The organism is Williamsia sp. DF01-3 (assembly GCF_023051145.1).
Taxonomy (GTDB): Bacteria; Actinomycetota; Actinomycetes; order Mycobacteriales; family Mycobacteriaceae; genus Williamsia.
Genome location: NZ_JALKFS010000005.1, coordinates 1,671,269 through 1,688,150 on the forward strand (window position 1 = coordinate 1,671,269; position 16,882 = coordinate 1,688,150).

A 16,882-nucleotide genomic window follows, 5' to 3' on the forward strand; every position below is an offset into this window, starting at 1 on the left:
TGCAGGCGGGGAAGTCCGCAAATCGGCGGGTGGGGTCACCTCGGGTGGTCGAGAAAAGCCTCTGTCTGCGTTGAGCTTTCGTCCGCCCACGACCCGGATCGGGCCGTCGCCCTACCTCTACCAGTCCGCGATCACGGGAATGACGCGGTCACCGAGGATCTCCAGCGGCGTGATTTCGGCAACCCCCGGAACCCAGCCGTGAACGTGGGTGACACCCAGATCTGCCAGCGGTTTGAGTTGCCCGAGCAGCTCGTCGACGTTCGCGCCACCTGTCCCCGGGTCGAGAGGGAACATGACGGTTTTCTCGATCGCGTCATAGTCGGTGCCGAGTGACTCACAGTGCGAGCGAAGGACATTCAGCTTGTGTTCCACATCGGGTCCGCCGAACAGGTTGCACGCCTGCGCATACTGAGCGACCATCCGCAGGGTCTTCTTCTCTCCGCTGCCGCCGATCAGGATCGGCGGGTGGGGCCGGCGCAACGCTTGTGGCACATTGAGTGTGCTTCCAAGACGGTAGTGCTTGCCGTCGTAGGCCCCGTTGTCATCGCTCCACATCTGGAGGCAGATCTGCAAGGTCTCTTCGAGGCGCTCGAACCGCTCGGCCGTGCTCGGGAACGGCAGACCCAGGCCCACGCATTCTTCTTCGTTCCAGGCCGCGCCGATGCCCAGATAGGCCCGACCCTTGGACAGCACATCAAGAGTCGTGACTGCTTTGGCGAGCAGTCCGGGCTCGCGATAGACGGTGGCCGTCACCCAGGCGAGGAGGTCGACCTTCTCGGTCACGGCGGCCAGGTAGCCGAGCGCCGTGTAGGCCTCGAGCATGTCGGTGTCGACAGGGCCGACGGGGCCGATCTGCCAGAGGTGGTCCATCACGCTGAGCTTGGCGAATCCCTGCGCCTCAGCTGTCTGCGCGATGGTGACCAGATCGTCGGCCAGTCCGGACGGTCCGGCAGGGTAGGTGAAGTCCGCGATATGCAATCCGAGTTCCATGGTCGCCACGGTATCCGCGATCGTGGGACCTAGTCAGGGACTGGTAGTCCTACCCTTAGCCGTTGCTGACACCGGGGCGCTCGAAGCGGCACGTGAAGCCCCGCCCGGATGATAGAACCTGAAGATATGACTGAAGTGACTCAGGGCATGAGCCGCAACCTATTTGACGTCGCAGGCAAGACTGCGCTGGTCACCGGCGGTACCAGCGGTATAGGGGCGATGATCGCCCACGGACTGCACGATCACGGCGCACGCGTTGTCATCGCAGGACGAAAGCAGCCGGCGCTCGAAGCGGCCGAGGCCGACGGCTTGATGGCGATCCAGGCCGATCTCTCGACAACAGAAGGCTGTCGCGAACTGGCCGAGAAGGTTGCCGACCGGGTGGACGGTCTGGACATCCTGGTCAACAACGCCGGCGCCACGTGGGGTGCTCCGCTGGATGAATTCCCGGACTCGGCGTGGTCCCGCGTCCTGGATCTGAATGTTCGGGCGCCGTTTGTCCTGACGCAGGCCCTGCTCCCGATGCTGGAGCGAACGGCCACCGCAGACGATCCTTCGCGGGTGGTCATGATCGGCAGCATCGACGGAATCCGCGTGCCGCGCACAGCTTCCTACTCCTACTCGGCGAGCAAGGCCGCCGTACACCAGCTCACGCGCCACCTGGCCCGCGATCTCAGCGAGCGTCACGTGACCGTCAACGCCATAGCGCCAGGACCATTCGAGTCGCGGATGATGGCGCCCATCCTCAAAGACCTTCGCGCCGAGATCGAGGCTGCGTCGCCGTTGGGTCGGATCGGCCGTCCGGACGACATGGTCGGCGCTGTCATCTACCTGGCGAGCCGTGCGGGCTCCTATCTCACCGGCACAGTGATTCCGGTGGACGGCGGGATGGCGACAACGCTGTAGCGCGCTGATGCGGGGCCGGATCCTTCAGTTCGAACGGGCCGCACCGATGGTGCCGATGATGGTGTCGGCCACGAGAGCCGGGTCGTCGATCATCGGAACATGACCGACGCCGGTCAGCACCGTGAACGCGGCCTGCGGAATGCGATCTCGCGCGATGGCGCCGTTGACGTCGACAGGGAAGATCCGGTCGTGCTGCCCCCATGCGACAGTGATCGGGCACGGCAGGGGGTCGAGCGGTTCGAGGTGCTCGCGGGTACCGAGGAGATCGACGGTCACCGCGCACCCCAGAAGGTCATCTGCCGCAGTGAGAGCCGCGGCAGGTGTCAGTCGATCCGCGCGCCAGGCGATGTCGCGCATGGCAATTCGCCGCACGGCTGCGAGTTTCAGTGCCAGTGGGGCGATCGGCCTGCTGACCCTTGTCAGAGCGACCTCGCGACGTAGACGCGCAACCGCGTGATCCTGGCTTGCGCTCCCGATCGACCACATACCTGCCGGAGACAACGCACAAACGCTTGCAGCGCGACCGCGGCGTGCCAATTCGATGGACATCCAGCCACCCATCGAGTTGCCTGCCAGATGTGGTCGGTCGAGACCGAGATCGTCGAGGATGCGCTCGGCATCGTCGACCATGTCGCCGAGGGTGACAGGTCGGCGGTCCGGTGCCGGCGCGCCGCCTCGATGACCGAGTGCGGTGGGCGCATGTACTCGGTGAGCCTGCGACAACAGTGGGATCACGTCGGACCACGCCGATCCGGACATCGTCACGCCGTGGAGTAGGACCAGGTCGGGTTTGCTCTCGGTCATGCGCGAAGTCTGGCACGTCTCCGGCGGTGTTCGGGCGGCACCGTCCGGATGGCCGCGCACTCAGGTCGGTTGCGCCCGGCGCACCTGATCTGCGGCCCGGGAAGGATCCAGTTCCGTGTTGCATCGAATGATCGCGGGGCCAGTTGTGAGGATCCCGGAGGTCAGTGGCTGCGCACGCAACCCACCCCGGCCGATGAGCGCTTTTCTGGTGCCGTCGCCGGCCATCGAATCCATCCAGCTGCACGGATGTGCGGGCCGGCCGCCACGGAACCGAACCGGGCCGTCACCGGAGTCGATCTCGAACTCCTCAGCGCGCAGCGGATCGAGCTCGAGTCCGCGCACCATCACGTTGCGCCGGGCCACGGCGGGGTCGACACCACCAGCCGCGGCCTCCCACGCTTCGAGCGCCAGAAAGGTCACCGCTGCTTCGGTATGGGCACGGACGCCGAAGAAGCGGTCACCGCGAATACCCTTGTCTGCCACGATCTCGACGGAATCGGGTGTCTGGGTGGCAACGTGCGCCGCAGGTCCGTCTTTCGCTCGACCGAAGTACGCGTGGGCGGGGGAGACGAGAAACGACACCACGTCGAAGCGGTATTCGTAGAGCATGTGATCACCGTGGCATATCGCGAAGGGGTAGGTCAGGCGAGGCCGTGTCCGGAGTGCAACCGGGGGTGCGATCCGAGGACCCTCAGAGCTGGCGAACCCGTGCGCACACCTGGCGATAGATGGTCAGCAAGTCGGCGTCCGGCAGGCTCGGGGCGCACGAGTTGACCCACTCGTCGAAGGCACATTGCAGGGCCAACTGTGCGATCTCGAGGATCATCCGGATGTGGGAGCGCCGCCCGGGCGTACCGTCGTCGTCGATCAGTGTGAGTAGGTGATGCGATGAGTCCGCGCACCGGCCCATGGCCGCTTTGCTCAACGACGGATTGGCCGACACCAGTTTCTGAATTCGCAGGATCGTGGTTGCCAGTTCACCCTGCTCTTCGCGAATGCTCGCGATGACGCCCTCGAGGGCCCGCTCGACGTCCGCGAGTTCAAATCGTCCGGGTTCGGCGCCTGCGACGCAGGCTCGCAAGGCCTCGTCGAAGCCGTACATGTCGAACAGGACCGAGTCCTCTTTGGTGGCGAAATAGCGGAAGAAGGTCCGCGAGGACACGCCCGCAGAGGCCGCGATCTCGTCGACGGTGGTCACCTCGAAGCCCTGCTGCTCGAACAGGTCCAGCGCGGCCTGCTGAATCTGCAAGCGAGTCTCGGTGCGACGTCGCGTGCGCAGATCGGGCGCGGCGAGCGGCTGGGCTGTCATGGTGCGGAGCTTAGCTGTCAAATGGTTTTTCGTCACCCTCTGCCAATGTGGCAGTCACTGACAGTTGGTATATGCTGCACGAGTTGTGAAGGACTAGTGGGGGATGAAACCTGTGACCGAAAACGTGACCGTGGGCGCTGAGGCGCCACGGAAGAATGGCGGAAGTCCCGCGGGCAGCGTGCTTTTGATCAGCCTCCTGCTCGTGGCGACTTTCGTGGTGATCCTGAACGAGACGATCCTCAGCGTTGCACTACCGACCCTGATGGTGGATCTGGACATCAGTGCGCCCACGGCGCAGTGGTTGACCAGCGGCTTCTTGCTGACCATGGCGATCCTGATCCCGACCACCGGGTTCATCCTGCAGCGCTTCGCGCTCAGGTCCGTCTACATAGCGGCGATGGCCGCGTTCACCGTGGGAACGCTGGTCGCTGCGTTGGCGCCCGGTTTCGAGCTGTTGATGGTCGCTCGCGTCATCCAGGCCTCGGGCACCGCGCTCATGATCCCGCTACTGATGACCACCATCCTGACCGTCGTACCCGAGCACTCCCGTGGGCGGGTGATGGGCTTGGTGACCATCGTGATCTCGGTGGCACCGGCGATCGGACCCACCGTGTCCGGTTTGATCCTCCAGTCGCTGAGTTGGCGAGCGATGTTCTGGATCGTCCTGCCGATCGCCGTGGTGGTCACCATCATGGGCGGGATCTTCGTCCGCAATGTCACCGAGCCGCGGGCCGCGCACCTCGACGTGATCTCTGTTCCGTTGTCCGCCCTCGGATTCGGTGGAATCGTCTACGGGCTGAGCAGCATCGGCGAGTCTGCGTCCGGGCACGCACCGGTGCCACCGTGGCTGCCGCTGACCATCGGCGTGGTGTCGCTGGCACTGTTCGTCGCCCGCCAGCTCAAGCTCGTCCAGAAGGGCCGCGCGCTTCTCGATCTGCGCACCTTTGCGGTCGGGTCGTTCCGTCTGGCCGTGGGCCTGATGGGCGGATTCATGTTGACGTTGTTCGGCGCCCTCATCCTGTTGCCGCTGTACCTGCAGAACGTGCTCGACAAAGACGTACTGACAACCGGTTTGGTGTTGCTGCCCGGTGGTCTGGTGATGGGTCTGCTCGGACCTCTGGTGGGTGGTCTCTACGACAAATGGGGTGCCCGGCCACTGGTGCTCCCCGGCGCGATCGCGATGAGTGCGGGCACGTGGCTGCTGGCCACCCTCGACTCCGAATCCGAGCTGTACACCGTCATCATCGCGCATGTGATCCTGAGCGCGGGAATCGCTTTCGGGCTCACCCCGTTGATGACATCGGCGCTGGGATCGCTTCCGCCGGAGCTGTACTCGCACGGCAGCGCAACCGTGAGCACAGTGCAACAGGTCGCCGGAGCCGCGGGTACCGCCTTGTTCATCACATTGATGACGCGGGGAACGGAGTCGTCGTTCGACGACGGCAGCAATGCGGTCGTCGCGAACGCCGACGGTATCCACCTCGCGTTCCTCGTCGGTGGGATCATGTCGGTGGTCCTGGTCCTCGCGGCGACGATGGTGCGATCGGCGAAACGACCGGCGGCATCCGAAGCCGACGTCGAACCGGAGCATGCTGTCGCCGAGTAGATCCTCTGGCACCACCCGCAAAGAACCTCCGACATCTGTCTCATCCTCCGGTTGCAACCGGAGGATGAAGCAGGAGTCGGAGGTTCTTCTGCGTCGATGGTCTTCTTGTGTCAGAGGGGCGCTGCCTCACGGCGAGCTGACTGCCCCCGCGACGTCTATGTCCGGCGTGATCATCACCGATGTGTCCGTACGCTTGTCCATCCGGTCGAGGAACGGTGCCACCTTGGTGTCGATGGCAGCGTTGTAGATCCCCGGCTGCTGCTTGGGATTCGCGTGTCCGGTCCCGGCCATCCGCACCACGAGAAGCCGGGCGTCGGTGCCGGCGATGTCGTCGAGCAACACCTGCTGGCTGTAGTCGACGTCGACCACCGGGTCGTCTGCGCCGAATGCCGGACGCATGAAGATGATCGCCGGGGGAGTGCGGTCGCCCGACTCGGTGGTGAGGGTCTGCAGGTCATTCTGTGCACCCGAGGCAACTATTGCCTTGAATTGGGATTCGATCAACCCGTTGCTGGCCGTGTCGTCGGACAGCAATTTCTTGCGAAGCACTTCTTTCACCACGCCGGTGAGCTCTCCGGTATCCATCAGCGGATGCCCGTCGGACGGGCGGAAGAGGTATCGATCTCTACGCGCGACGGTCTCCACCACCAGGCGCAGAGCGCGGCTCTCCCGGGCACCCGGAACCCACCCCATCCAGCGCAGCATGTCCTCGCCTGCGTCTCGGCTCTCAGCGCGCACGGCGTGCAGGTCGATCGGCGTGCAGTCGAGTATCACGGCCCGGACTTCGAGGTCCCCGTCCTCGTAGAGGTGCTTGGCGACTTCCAAGGCGATGATGCCGCCCATGCTGTGGCCGGCGACAACGATCTTGCTGACGCCCGCCCGACGGGAATGCTGAGTGACCAGCCGGCTGATGACGGCCGTGTCCAGACCTGCATTGTCGTACTGCACCGCCCACACCTGGCCGATGGCCGTGAATGCCGGGAGGGACCGCGCCGTGTCACTGGCGTCGACATTGCCCAGTCCGACCAGGTCGACCACTGCTGTACCGCTGTCGAGTGGATCCCGAGCATCGTGGACGTGATGGAGGCGGGGATGGGTCAACGCCAGACGTTCGCGCTCGGGCTGCACATCCAGCGCGTAGTAGTGGGCGCACAGAATCGACAGCGCAACGAGCAAGAGCCCTACACGCAGAGCCCCGCGCCGCAGACGGCCGAACCGTCGCCAATTGCTGCCGAGCCGGGTCGATCGAAGGCGAGCCACGCGTCGGGCATCGCTCCAGTCGGTGACTGGATTAATGGAGTGACGCTCGACATTAATCATTTGCAACCAGTCTACGTGGCCACGGCCGACGTTCGGCCCGAGCGACGAGTCGTCGGTCCGGCTGCGGCCCGTGTCGGGCCCGCGGTTTTTGATGTCGTCGAGCCGCGGCCACGCGCGCAGCAGGCGCCTGTGGAGCTGGGATTCGGACGCCGATCAGCCCAGCAATTTGAATTAGCAAGAAAGTGATTCGGTAAGTCAATTCGGGATGAACCAGCCTCTCTCAATTGTAAAGAATACTTCGCACTTACCCGAAGTCATAAGGAATATGTGAGACGCCGGTCCGGTTGCCGCCGCTCGCGGTAAAGCCCTCGTGGATGCAATGTGAACAACTCCTTAATAGGCCCGTGTGGGCGTTATCGACGTTGAAGCCCGGGTAGTTCATCAATAACGTGGATCGCGGCGAGAACGAAGCAAGGCCTAGGTTGAACCGGCACTTCCGTCACGAGTCACCGCAGAGTGCAGCCGCCAACAATCGGTGTGAGAGAGGGTTTTTCGCATGTCTGGAGAAGATCTCTACCCCGCCCGGATCGCACAGATCTACGATCTGCTCTATCCGGACTTTTTCAATGACACCGCAACATTCTGTGAGTTCGTCAGGTCGCGGGCCAAGGGCAATCGAGTTCTCGAGTTCGGAGTGGGGACGGGCCGGATCGCAATGCCATTGGTAGAAAACGGGTTTGAGGTGACCGGCCTCGATGTCTCCAGCGAAATGCTGGCGAAGTTGAAGGAGAAAGACGTTGATGGGAGGGTCGAGGTGGTGGAGCAAGACTTCATCACCGAGAGGGTCGAAGGAACATTCGATGCCGTCCTGCTCATGATAAACACCCTGTTCGTCGCGAAGACCCTGGACGAGCAGGTCGCGGTATTCGCCAATGCCGCAGCCAATCTCACTGACGACGGGTTCTTCTTGGTGGAGACCTTCAATCCCAACCACTACCATGGTCTTCGCCAACCGGACGTGCAGATGCGCCAGCTCGACGCCTCCACCACCCAGCTGGAGCAGTACGTGGCCGAGCCGAGCCGGCAGTTGCTCATCGCCCAGAACCTCGTCTTCCGAGATGGCGAACAGTTCAATTACACGCACGTCCTCAGATACCTGTTCCCCTACGAGATGGACGCCGTTGCCCGCAACGCGGGTCTGACATTGGCCGAGCGCTGGGCTGATTGGGGCAGTACACCTTTCGGCCCCGACAGCCCACGCTGCCTGTCGCTGTACCGCAAAGACGTGCCGTCATGACAAAACCCGTGTTCCGGCGGCAAGAGAAGCAACTCCTCTCCTCGATCGCGCACGTGATCCCGCAGTTGGGCCGAGATGTCGATGAGATCACTGAGGTCAAACCCCTGCTCGGCCGCAACATCAGCGGCCAGATCACCTTCGAGGGCTCGCGCACCGTGTTCATCAAACGCATGACCGGACTGGGCGCGGTGGACCGGTACACCCGAAGTGTGTCCTTCCACGATGCGATCGATGTGTCCGACGCGCCCGCTCACACTGCGACGCCCGCACTTCTCGCTCGCGACAACGATAGTCACACGGTGGTGTACGAGTTCATCGACGACGCGGTCAGTGCGGGTCAACTGCTTCGAGACGACGACATCGACTTCGCAACCCTCGAACGTGTCGGCCGATGCGTCGCGGGACTGCATTGCCTGCCGGTGCGCGATGCCTCGGTGACCGACCACACCACACCGTTCTTCCCGCCACACGGACCGAACGCCATCTCCACCCAGATGTACTACGGGTCCACCATGGGCCAGCTCGACATGTGGCGAATAATCCAGTCCGATTCAGGTTTACGGGCAGCGCTCGACCAGCTCGCGACCACATCGACGCCGAAGGTGCCCATCCACGGAGATCTGCGCGGGGACCAGATCCTGCTGGCCGGCGAGACCAACTGGATCCTCGACTGGGAGGATTTCCGGCTCCAGGACGGCGCCCGCGACGTCGGCGCTCTGATGGGCGAGGTGTTCTACCATCGGATGCGAAAGAGCCTGGCCTCGTTTGCAGGCGGCGACGAAGAATCGGTCACCGACACCGAGATCATCGAGCGGGGTACGACTGCACTGGCCGAGGCGACGCCGGGTGCCCGTGCGGTATGGGACGCATACCGCGCGGTCCGGGCCGACGCGGCCGACCCCGAGTTCGTTGCGCGAAGTGTTCAGTACTTCGGCTGGCAACTGTTCGATCGGGCGCTTGCGGCCGGAACGTACTTCGGTCGGTTGTCTGCACTCGATCGCGCGCTGGCAGGCATCGGCCGCGAGGCCATTCTCGGCGGCGGCGACTACGCCGAGGCGCTCGGCATGACCGAGGGGAGGGTCGCGGCGTGACCACAGTGCAACGACATGAACAACTACGACATGAAGAACCGGCCGGCGGCACCTCACACGTCGAACTCGATCAGGCGGTTCGGTGGTTGATCGCGCGGACAAGTGCATTGAGGGTTGCTGAATCCGGTTCTTGCGAAGTGACTTTCGACGGAACCGAACTCAGTGCCGAGTCCCCGGCCGAGCTGCAGCGCGATCTCGGCGGGCACCTCTACCGCAACCTGCATGCGGGCATGTCCGCAGGCGCAGGTGACAGCGAGTTCATCCCTGCGCTTCTCGAGGATCCCGAACTCGAGTCGCGGTTGTACGAGGCGACGCCGGTCAAACATCGAGCTTCCACGATGACCCTCGTCGAACGCGCTCCCGGCGACTCCGGAGTTGTGTTGTCGATCAACGGTGTTCGGGTCTTCTTCGAATCGAACACCATTCTCTCAGAGGGCGAGCACACCGTTGTGGCCGCGGTGCCCTCGGTGGAGAGTCGACTGTCGTTGGGGTTCATGTTCTACACGTCCACGGCGGGTGCCGGGCACACGTCCCGTCTGCTCCGCCTGTACCGCCACCTCGGGGACGCCGAAGAAGCCGTCGAGGTGTGGGGATCGTTCACCAGATGGATCGAAGATCGACGCCTGCCGTTGCGTGTCAAGATCGTGTCGCGGCGCTCGGGGTTCCCGCGCAACGACGGGATGGTGGTGTACCTGCCGTCCGAGAGCTGGCACGCGGTCGACGAGATCGCGGACCATCTCCGCAGCGACCGGCCACACGCCCCGGGCTCACTGTTCTGCCATCAGGTGACCAACGGCGTATCGATGGCGTGGGAGCCTGCCGACATCTCGACCCCACGCGGTGGGACGAGCTTCGGAGAACACCGCAGCAACACCATTGCCAAAGCGATCGTGACCGAGGGGCTGACGGCCGCACCCGATCTCGCCAAAGCCGTTCGACGGCAGCTCATCACGGCCAACATCGACCCTGCCGCGGTGTACCGCAACCTCGACTCGCCGGCGCACTAGAAGAGTCGGCAACCCGAAGACTTGGCCACACGGCCAGGCGAGGGGCATCTGCTCCTCGACATCAGGAAATGACCGAACGAACGAAAGGAAGGACATCATGTCAGAGGCAGTTACGAAGTCCCTGGTGGCTGGATACCGCAGCTACGCGGCAGCACCGGAATTGACCGAGATGAGTGAAGCAGCTCCGTCCGCGACGCCCGGCATTCTGAGCTTCATCGGCACGTCGTCGACCGCGTGTGGAACCGCAGTGAGCGTCATCAGCTCCGGCGGTGTCGGAGCAACCATCACCTGGGGTTGCTGACCGCTCCACCACGCTCGACACGCCTGACCCTCTCGATCCGAGAATCAAAGACCAGACCATCCACTCTCGAAGGAGCATCATGACCAACTCCCAGTCACTCATCTCCGGATACGCCAACTACGTCCGCAGCGAAGAGCTCGCTCACGTCAACGCGGAATCGGCACCCGGCATCAGCCCGGTCTCGGCGTTCGTGTCGGCCTCCAGCCCCGAATGCGCGGCGTTCTCGGTCGGTGCCAGCGCCGGTGTTGTCACCAGCACCAGCATCACCGTCGGCGCAGGTTGCTGACGTAGCACTCCAGGCCTGCCACGGAGACGCGCTGTGCCGTCTCCGTGGCGGCGCCGGGTGATCGGGCGGCGACGAACACAGTCCAGTCGAACATCACGAAGGGACGGGCAGAAGCGTTGAACAGCAGTGGAGTTCAGACCATGCCGAGGCATGGCGTGTTCACGATGACCTGCCGGCGTCGGGGTCGGTGTCACATCACTGCGAGCCGGGTGCAGTCCGCGCACACGATGGGACTGAGTGTGGTGATCCCGGTGGGGACCGCCCACGAGCGACCCGGAGAGGCCGGCTTCGCCCATCTGAGTGAGCATCTGATGCATCAGCACGCTCGAGATCACCTGGGCGAGACAGTCGAAGACCAGATAGTCCGTGTCGGCGGCATCTCGAACGCGCAGACCTACCCGTTTCATACCGAATACAGCTTTGTCATCCCGGCGCCCGCCGAAGCCGAGATCCCGAACTGGATCGACCGGGCGATCGCACGGGTTGCACCACCGCGCATCACGTCAGTCGACATCGAATGCGAGGGCCGGATCATCCGGCAGGAGGTGGCACGCCGTATGTCGACCTCGCCGACGGCGGGATTTCCCTGGATCGACGCACTGGGCGTGTTGTCGACGGACTTCGGACTGCGCCACAACGGATTCTCGGATCTCGCCGACATCGAAGCGGCCACGCCGGAGGTAATCGAGAACTTCCTGGGTCGCACGTACTCGCCAGCACCGGTGGCCGTGGGTGTTGCCGGGCCGTGGAGTCCCGACCTCATGCTGGATCTCCTCGGTTGTGAAGAGGGTGAACCGGAAACAGCCGCGTCGGACGCCTACACCGCGGCTTTCGGTGACCTGATCGATGGTCCGCACCATCGGCAGAGTTCTGTTGCGACCCAGATTCCCATGTACTCGTCGATTCGATACGTACCCGACGCACACGGGGCCGCCCCGGAATCGGCACAAGCGCACTCCATGATCGCGGTCGAATGGGCCAACGCGGTTTCGCCCGGAACACACTGGCAAGCAGGGCTGTTCGGCGCAACGATGGGACCGGACCACCGTGTTCTCATCGGAAGTCGGCCTCACGGCGCCGACCTCGCGGTTCCGCAGTGGACCGATACGCCCTCGGATCTACGCTCCGAGCTTTTTGTGCACGCACAGCAGCGCGCGCTGGACAACATCGACAAGGAACTGTCGAGTACGGCAACCCACGCCGCGATGCTGGCTCGAGACAGCGCATTCGGCATACAGACGTGGGCACGCCGCTGCGCCGTCGCACACACAACACCTGAAGAGATCGATCAGTACCTCGGGCATGCGCGCGAGTGTGCGGCCGGGACGGTGAGTTCGGCGGCGCCGATAGGGGTGGGTCGATCGTGACGGGCCTGCTGACCGAGGACGTACTGGTGCGGGGCAACACCGACCTGATGTACATCTCGCTCGTGACAACACCGGCGGTGGGATGGGGTGCGCGGTCGCGTCTGGCCCGCACCCTCACCGAGGGACTTCACCGGGCCGGTATCGTTTCGGGTCGCGCCCACGCCGGCTCCGAAGGAATCTTTGTCACCGCGACGTGGCGAACGGATCCCCGCGCTGTCGATGAGCTGGTGTCCAGACTCCAAACGTGGCGAAATACGTTTGACGACAACATGATCGCACCAGCGTCTCCGCCGACCTCGCCGGCCGAACTGATCACCGCCCTGACCTTCGACGCCCACGACGAGACCGACCCCACCGAAGGTGAATTGACGTCCATCCTGACCACGCTGTCCTTCGAAGTGGTTGTCGGGGGCGGCGACTGCGAATCCGCGCTCCGCTCGGCCCGTGACCGAATCTGCGACGCGGCCAACACCGCGGTGGCGAACGGCGTGAAGCCGAAGCGGGAATCCGGGCGCCGAACACCTCGGCGGCCGGACGTGCCCACACGGCGTTGGGCCCAGGTCCCGGTCAGGTCATCGTGGGTGCGGTGGTATCGGTTCATCGACCCACCGACAGACCCCGGCGAGAGACTCGCGCGGAGCCTGGTGAATGTGGCATTCGGGGGCGTGTACGGCTCACACCTCGTCGATTGTGTTCGGCGACAGCGCGGTTTGAGCTACAGCCCTCAGTCCACGTTGTTGCAGCGCGACGGACGGCATCTGCTGGTCGTCGATGTACAGACCACGCCGGGCGATGAAAATGCCTGCGACGACGCCATCCGGACCGCTCTCGACCAGTTCGCGCATCGAAAGCTCACGCGGCACAGCATGGTGGACTCGGCGCGCTATCTGATCGGTCGCACGATCGTCGACCGTGATTCCTTGCAGTCGGCGGTGGACGAACGGGCGGCGTTATACGAAGGTTCTCTGGATTCGGCGCTGGACACCACCGGGTCGCCAGAGGATCTGGTCGCTCGCGCCGACGCCGACACACTCACGCGTACGGTCGAAACTCTCTACGCGCCAGATGGGTTCGGTGCTGTGGTGCTCTCACCTGACCGCTCCAATGGAAAGTGGGTTGAATTGTGAACTCGAACATCGGAATCATGTATCCGGAGATGCCTGTTGCCATCGGTCCGGTGGTGCCGTACGCGGAGGCGGCCCGCAGAGGCGGTCATCGTCTGTGGTTCGGGCACTCATCGACCGTCGATTCCCATCTCACGATGGCTGCGCTGGCCGGCCGGGGATATCCGCTCCAATTCGGCAGTGCTGTGGCGCTTTATCCCCTTTTTCAGCCTCACGGATTTGCTGTCCAATCCCAATCGGTGGGGCGGCTGACCGGCCAGACCTACGTGGCCGGGATCGGTCCGGGAAGTGCGCAGTTGCAGCAGAGCCTCTATGGCGCGCCGATGAAGGCGCCGGTCAGTTCGGCGCAAAAGTTCTTGGATCAGGTGAAAGAGATCATTCCCGGACCTCTGCAGACGGGTCCGGCTGACGGCCCGGAGCGGGTCGACAAGATGTTCGGCTCGGTCGAAACCGGGTTAGGAGTTCTTCGTCCGAGTATGGCCCGGTGTGCCGGGCGGGCCGCGGAATGGGCGATCACCTGGCTCACTCCAGCCGGGTACCTGGAGAATGTCCTGATCCCCGAGATGCGGCAGAGCGCAGCACAACACGACCGACCCGCGCCTCGAGTCGCCGCTGTTGTCCACATGGCCATCCGCCGTCCGGGGCGAGATCCGCAGAAGCTCGCACATGCCGCGGTCGGAGCTCACCTGAGCGCGCCGCACTACACCGACATGCTCCGACAGGGTGGTGTGGCCGTCGATCAATCCGATCCGTGGGCGGGCGCCGGTGAACTGGTCTCGTCCGGGACCTACTTGTACGGGTCTGCTGACGAACTCGTCGAGTCGGTCGCCGACCTGCACCGGAGTGGCGTGCACGAGGTTGTCCTGAACGTCTTCGGTGTCGCCAAACTCCATGGCGCCGGCCAGGCGGTCGAGGATCTCGAGGAGATCCTGGCTGCGCTCCACGCCAAATCATCTGCGCGCCTGACGATCCCCGAGTACGCGATCCCGCGGATGTCTGCCCGATCCACCGGGGTGGTTGCCTGATGGACGGCGCGGACCCACAGTCGTACCGGATCGACGGTCTCGCCGAACGCCGGATCGTGGTGATGGCTACGGGAGCGCTCGGCTCGGCCTTCCTGCACTCGTGGTTGGGATGGTTGCGCTCGACATCCCCGTCCACGCAGGTCCGGGTGGTTCTCACCCCCGCCGCCCTGCAGTTCGTCGGGCTGGGCACCATCCGAGGGTTTGGGTACGAACCGGTGATCGACAGCTGGCAGGACAACGAGCACCGGCCGATTCACGTGGATCTCACACAGTGGGCGCAGGGGTATCTCGTTCACCCGGCCACCATGAACTTCGTGTCCAGACTCTCTGCCGGACTCTGTGATTCGCCGGCGATGCTGGCCATTCAGGGCAGTACCTCCCCGGTGGTGGTGGCCGCCTCGGCGCCACCGGGTTTCACCCAGACACCGATATGGCATCGGCATCGCCGAGCCCTGGAGGATCGTCCCAACGTCGAGTTGCTGGCGCCGATGAAGGGCTTCAGCGTGAGCGATCCGGATCTGGAGGGCTTGCCGCCGGTGCTGTTTCCAATTGCAGCGCAGGCGTTGTCGTCCGCACTGGCCGATCAGTCCCAGCTGGAGGGCTCGGAATGAACGGCACAGGGATGGACAGTGCCGAATTGAACACTGCTGACTTGAACACTGCTGAATTGAACACTGCCACCACGGTCTGGGAGTTCGACACCGCGGCCTGGTACCAGCGGCTCTTGCACACCGGCTCGTCGTTTACACTGACCCGCCGCTTTCGGCAACAGTGTGGGACCGAACAACAATGGGACCAAGCCGTGCCCCCGTCTGTCGGACGCGCCGCGTTCGTTTGCGGGGTATGGGTGGATGACAGCGAGTTCCGGTTCGACCTGACTGTCGGCGACCAACTCGCCAACCAGCTGTGGCCTGTGGTGAGCCCGGCGTTCCTGACCGACAACGGATTGCAGAGCATGGCCGACCTCGGGCGACTCATAGCTCGCCTGCACGGCGCCGGTCCGCATCCGCCCGGAGATCTCGTGAGTCCCCACGTGCGACGACTGCGTTCCTACCTGTTGGCCACCGATGCGCAGGCGGACGTGTCGGCAGTGCACACAGCGCTACCAGAGCAGACGCTGGGCGCGCTCCGGTCGATCGCCCGGACGATCACCGACGGGCCGCACCTGACCTGCCACGGCGGTTTCAGCCTGGGGTCGGTGTTCACCGACGACGATCACAAGACCGTACAGGTCGCGATCGGGCCGGAGATGTGCAGTGGGCCTTCTGAACTCGATCTGGGTTGGATGATCGGTGAACTGACGGAGTTCGAATACACCGCCGCGAACTCGGGTAGGTCTCTCGGTGCCGCGCACTCGGCGCCGTTCGGACGAGCATCGCAGGCCCTGCTCGACGGCTACTCGGCTGAATCCGGTCGAGAGGTCGATCGACGACGCCTCGACGATGTGGTGGCTGCTCGCATCGCACTCCACATGTTCGACTTCGTGCGGACCACCGGCCGCACGGACCACCTTGCGGGCCTTGCCCCGTTTGTGACGTGGTTGACCCGACGACAACACATGCACGACAACACCGAACCCGACGATGGGACACGATCATGAGAAGTCAGACGTCCATGAACGTCCTCGATTCGAGTCGAACCGGATCGACGAGCGTTCGCGTAGACGGACTCACCATGCGTTATGGCACAACCGATGTGCTGAAAGACGTGGGGTTCGAGATCCCTTCCGGCCAAAAAGTCGCCGTACTGGGCCCCAACGGTGCTGGGAAGAGCACTCTGATCGAGATCCTCGAGGGTCTGCGAAAGCCGTCCGGGGGCAACGTATCCGTGCTGGGCCACCGCCCCGACGATGCGCCCGAGCAGTGGCGGTCGCGCCTCGGCGTGGTGCTGCAGGCGTGGCGGGATCACGGGACGTGGAAGATCGGTGACTTCCTGCGGTACATCAGTGCGGCCCATCGGGCAGCGGGTGTGGCGAATCTCTGGCCGGTGGACGAGTTGCTCGAAGCAGTCGAACTGGGCGACCGCGCGAATCAGCAGATCCGATCCCTCTCGGGAGGTCAACGCCGTCGGGTCGACGTCGCCGCCGCACTGATCAGCCGACCGGAACTGCTCTTTCTCGACGAGCCGACAACAGGTTTCGATCCGGAGATCCGGCAGTCGTTCTACGAACTGGTCCGAAGCCTGGCGCACTCCACGACGATCATCTGGGCCACACACAATCTGTACGAAGCCGAAGAGATGTGCGAGCGCATCATCATCCTGAATCACGGTCGGGTGGTGGCCGACGGGAGTCCGACCGAACTACGCGCCACGCTGGCCTCGACCAGCACCGTGTCGTGGATGTCAGAGCAGGGTCCACGGCGTCGTGTGGTCGCGGACTCCGATTCGCTGGTGCGCGAACTGGTCACGGGCCCCGAGCGGGCCTGGAATCTAGAGGTTCAGCGCGGCACCCTCGAGCAGGTGTACCTGTCGATCGTGCGCGAGAACAACACAGCCGAGGAGGTCTGAC

General features: G+C 64.1%; 18 protein-coding genes. 13 read left to right on the top strand and 5 right to left on the bottom strand.

Annotated elements, in window-relative coordinates; all coding sequences use genetic code 11:
* Positions 1-117: 117 nt before the first annotated feature.
* Positions 118-990: an LLM class F420-dependent oxidoreductase gene (locus MVA47_RS10040; RefSeq protein WP_247207733.1), complete on the bottom strand. Its 873-nt coding sequence runs from the start codon at positions 988-990 to the stop codon at positions 118-120.
* 126 nt (positions 991-1,116) lie between these two features.
* On the opposite strand from MVA47_RS10040, the gene MVA47_RS10045 reads away from it, so the two are divergent.
* Positions 1,117-1,896: an SDR family oxidoreductase gene (locus MVA47_RS10045; protein ID WP_247207735.1), complete on the top strand. Its 780-nt coding sequence runs from the start codon at positions 1,117-1,119 to the stop codon at positions 1,894-1,896.
* 24 nt (positions 1,897-1,920) lie between these two features.
* Here MVA47_RS10045 and MVA47_RS10050 read toward each other — a convergent pair whose 3' ends face one another.
* The 3 genes from MVA47_RS10050 to MVA47_RS10060 all read right to left on the bottom strand — a co-directional run bounded on the left by MVA47_RS10050 (position 1,921) and on the right by MVA47_RS10060 (position 4,009).
* The gene (locus tag MVA47_RS10050; RefSeq protein ID WP_247207737.1) at positions 1,921-2,700 is read right to left on the bottom strand and encodes an alpha/beta fold hydrolase; all 780 of its coding nucleotides are present in this window, start codon (positions 2,698-2,700) and stop codon (positions 1,921-1,923) included.
* 60 nt (positions 2,701-2,760) lie between these two features.
* Positions 2,761-3,309 (bottom strand): molybdenum cofactor biosysynthesis protein, encoded by a 549-nt coding sequence (locus MVA47_RS10055; protein ID WP_247207739.1) that lies wholly within the window; start codon positions 3,307-3,309, stop codon positions 2,761-2,763.
* Between the two features lie 82 nt (positions 3,310-3,391).
* The gene (locus tag MVA47_RS10060; RefSeq protein WP_247207741.1) at positions 3,392-4,009 is read right to left on the bottom strand and encodes a TetR family transcriptional regulator; all 618 of its coding nucleotides are present in this window, start codon (positions 4,007-4,009) and stop codon (positions 3,392-3,394) included.
* A 103-nt stretch (positions 4,010-4,112) separates the two neighbouring features.
* Between MVA47_RS10060 and MVA47_RS10065 the strand changes: the two genes are divergently transcribed.
* Entirely contained in the window at positions 4,113-5,615 is a 1,503-nt protein-coding gene (locus tag MVA47_RS10065; RefSeq protein ID WP_247207742.1) for an MDR family MFS transporter, read from the top strand.
* A gap of 126 nt (positions 5,616-5,741) precedes the next feature.
* Here MVA47_RS10065 and MVA47_RS10070 read toward each other — a convergent pair whose 3' ends face one another.
* Complete coding sequence (locus MVA47_RS10070) at positions 5,742-6,935, bottom strand: alpha/beta fold hydrolase (RefSeq protein ID WP_247207743.1); 1,194 nt, start codon at positions 6,933-6,935, stop codon at positions 5,742-5,744.
* A gap of 496 nt (positions 6,936-7,431) precedes the next feature.
* Between MVA47_RS10070 and MVA47_RS10075 the strand changes: the two genes are divergently transcribed.
* The 11 genes from MVA47_RS10075 to MVA47_RS10125 all read left to right on the top strand — a co-directional run bounded on the left by MVA47_RS10075 (position 7,432) and on the right by MVA47_RS10125 (position 16,881).
* Entirely contained in the window at positions 7,432-8,172 is a 741-nt protein-coding gene (locus MVA47_RS10075) for a class I SAM-dependent methyltransferase (protein WP_247207744.1), read from the top strand.
* On the top strand, positions 8,169-9,263 hold the full coding sequence (locus MVA47_RS10080) for a phosphotransferase (protein WP_247207746.1): 1,095 nt from the start codon (positions 8,169-8,171) through the stop codon (positions 9,261-9,263). Before MVA47_RS10075 ends, MVA47_RS10080 begins: the two co-directional genes overlap by 4 nt.
* Positions 9,260-10,270, top strand: coding sequence for a T3SS effector HopA1 family protein (locus MVA47_RS10085; protein WP_247207747.1), 1,011 nt, complete (start codon positions 9,260-9,262; stop codon positions 10,268-10,270). The genes MVA47_RS10080 and MVA47_RS10085 overlap by 4 nt, the downstream gene beginning before the upstream one ends.
* 97 nt (positions 10,271-10,367) lie before the next feature.
* Entirely contained in the window at positions 10,368-10,571 is a 204-nt protein-coding gene (locus MVA47_RS10090; protein ID WP_133248684.1) for a hypothetical protein, read from the top strand.
* A gap of 79 nt (positions 10,572-10,650) precedes the next feature.
* Complete coding sequence (locus tag MVA47_RS10095) at positions 10,651-10,857, top strand: hypothetical protein (protein WP_023955406.1); 207 nt, start codon at positions 10,651-10,653, stop codon at positions 10,855-10,857.
* 209 nt (positions 10,858-11,066) lie between these two features.
* Entirely contained in the window at positions 11,067-12,224 is a 1,158-nt protein-coding gene (locus tag MVA47_RS10100) for an insulinase family protein (RefSeq protein ID WP_247207748.1), read from the top strand.
* Positions 12,221-13,351 (top strand): insulinase family protein, encoded by a 1,131-nt coding sequence (locus tag MVA47_RS10105; protein ID WP_247207749.1) that lies wholly within the window; start codon positions 12,221-12,223, stop codon positions 13,349-13,351. The genes MVA47_RS10100 and MVA47_RS10105 overlap by 4 nt, the downstream gene beginning before the upstream one ends.
* On the top strand, positions 13,348-14,373 hold the full coding sequence (locus tag MVA47_RS10110; RefSeq protein ID WP_247207751.1) for an LLM class flavin-dependent oxidoreductase: 1,026 nt from the start codon (positions 13,348-13,350) through the stop codon (positions 14,371-14,373). The genes MVA47_RS10105 and MVA47_RS10110 overlap by 4 nt, the downstream gene beginning before the upstream one ends.
* Positions 14,373-14,984, top strand: a complete 612-nt coding sequence (locus MVA47_RS10115; protein ID WP_247207753.1) for a flavoprotein — start codon at positions 14,373-14,375, stop codon at positions 14,982-14,984. Before MVA47_RS10110 ends, MVA47_RS10115 begins: the two co-directional genes overlap by 1 nt.
* Positions 14,985-15,025: 41 nt before the next feature.
* Positions 15,026-15,973 (top strand): hypothetical protein, encoded by a 948-nt coding sequence (locus tag MVA47_RS10120; RefSeq protein WP_247207754.1) that lies wholly within the window; start codon positions 15,026-15,028, stop codon positions 15,971-15,973.
* The gene (locus tag MVA47_RS10125; protein WP_247207755.1) at positions 15,970-16,881 is read left to right on the top strand and encodes an ABC transporter ATP-binding protein; all 912 of its coding nucleotides are present in this window, start codon (positions 15,970-15,972) and stop codon (positions 16,879-16,881) included. Before MVA47_RS10120 ends, MVA47_RS10125 begins: the two co-directional genes overlap by 4 nt.
* Position 16,882: the final 1 nt, after the last annotated feature.

Excerpts from the sequence above, each read along its gene's own strand:
- MVA47_RS10040 (WP_247207733.1), bottom strand. The coding sequence starts at position 990 with ATGGAACTCGGATTGCATATCGCGGACTTCACCTACCCTGCCGGACCG.
- MVA47_RS10045 (WP_247207735.1), top strand. The coding sequence starts at position 1,117 with ATGACTGAAGTGACTCAGGGCATGAGCCGCAACCTATTTGACGTCGCA.
- MVA47_RS10050 (WP_247207737.1), bottom strand. The coding sequence starts at position 2,700 with ATGACCGAGAGCAAACCCGACCTGGTCCTACTCCACGGCGTGACGATG.
- MVA47_RS10055 (WP_247207739.1), bottom strand. The coding sequence starts at position 3,309 with ATGCTCTACGAATACCGCTTCGACGTGGTGTCGTTTCTCGTCTCCCCC.
- MVA47_RS10060 (WP_247207741.1), bottom strand. The coding sequence starts at position 4,009 with ATGACAGCCCAGCCGCTCGCCGCGCCCGATCTGCGCACGCGACGTCGC.
- MVA47_RS10065 (WP_247207742.1), top strand. The coding sequence starts at position 4,113 with ATGAAACCTGTGACCGAAAACGTGACCGTGGGCGCTGAGGCGCCACGG.
- MVA47_RS10070 (WP_247207743.1), bottom strand. The coding sequence starts at position 6,935 with ATGATTAATGTCGAGCGTCACTCCATTAATCCAGTCACCGACTGGAGC.
- MVA47_RS10075 (WP_247207744.1), top strand. The coding sequence starts at position 7,432 with ATGTCTGGAGAAGATCTCTACCCCGCCCGGATCGCACAGATCTACGAT.
- MVA47_RS10080 (WP_247207746.1), top strand. The coding sequence starts at position 8,169 with ATGACAAAACCCGTGTTCCGGCGGCAAGAGAAGCAACTCCTCTCCTCG.
- MVA47_RS10090 (WP_133248684.1), top strand. The coding sequence starts at position 10,368 with ATGTCAGAGGCAGTTACGAAGTCCCTGGTGGCTGGATACCGCAGCTAC.
- MVA47_RS10095 (WP_023955406.1), top strand. The coding sequence starts at position 10,651 with ATGACCAACTCCCAGTCACTCATCTCCGGATACGCCAACTACGTCCGC.
- MVA47_RS10115 (WP_247207753.1), top strand. The coding sequence starts at position 14,373 with ATGGACGGCGCGGACCCACAGTCGTACCGGATCGACGGTCTCGCCGAA.
- MVA47_RS10125 (WP_247207755.1), top strand. The coding sequence starts at position 15,970 with ATGAGAAGTCAGACGTCCATGAACGTCCTCGATTCGAGTCGAACCGGA.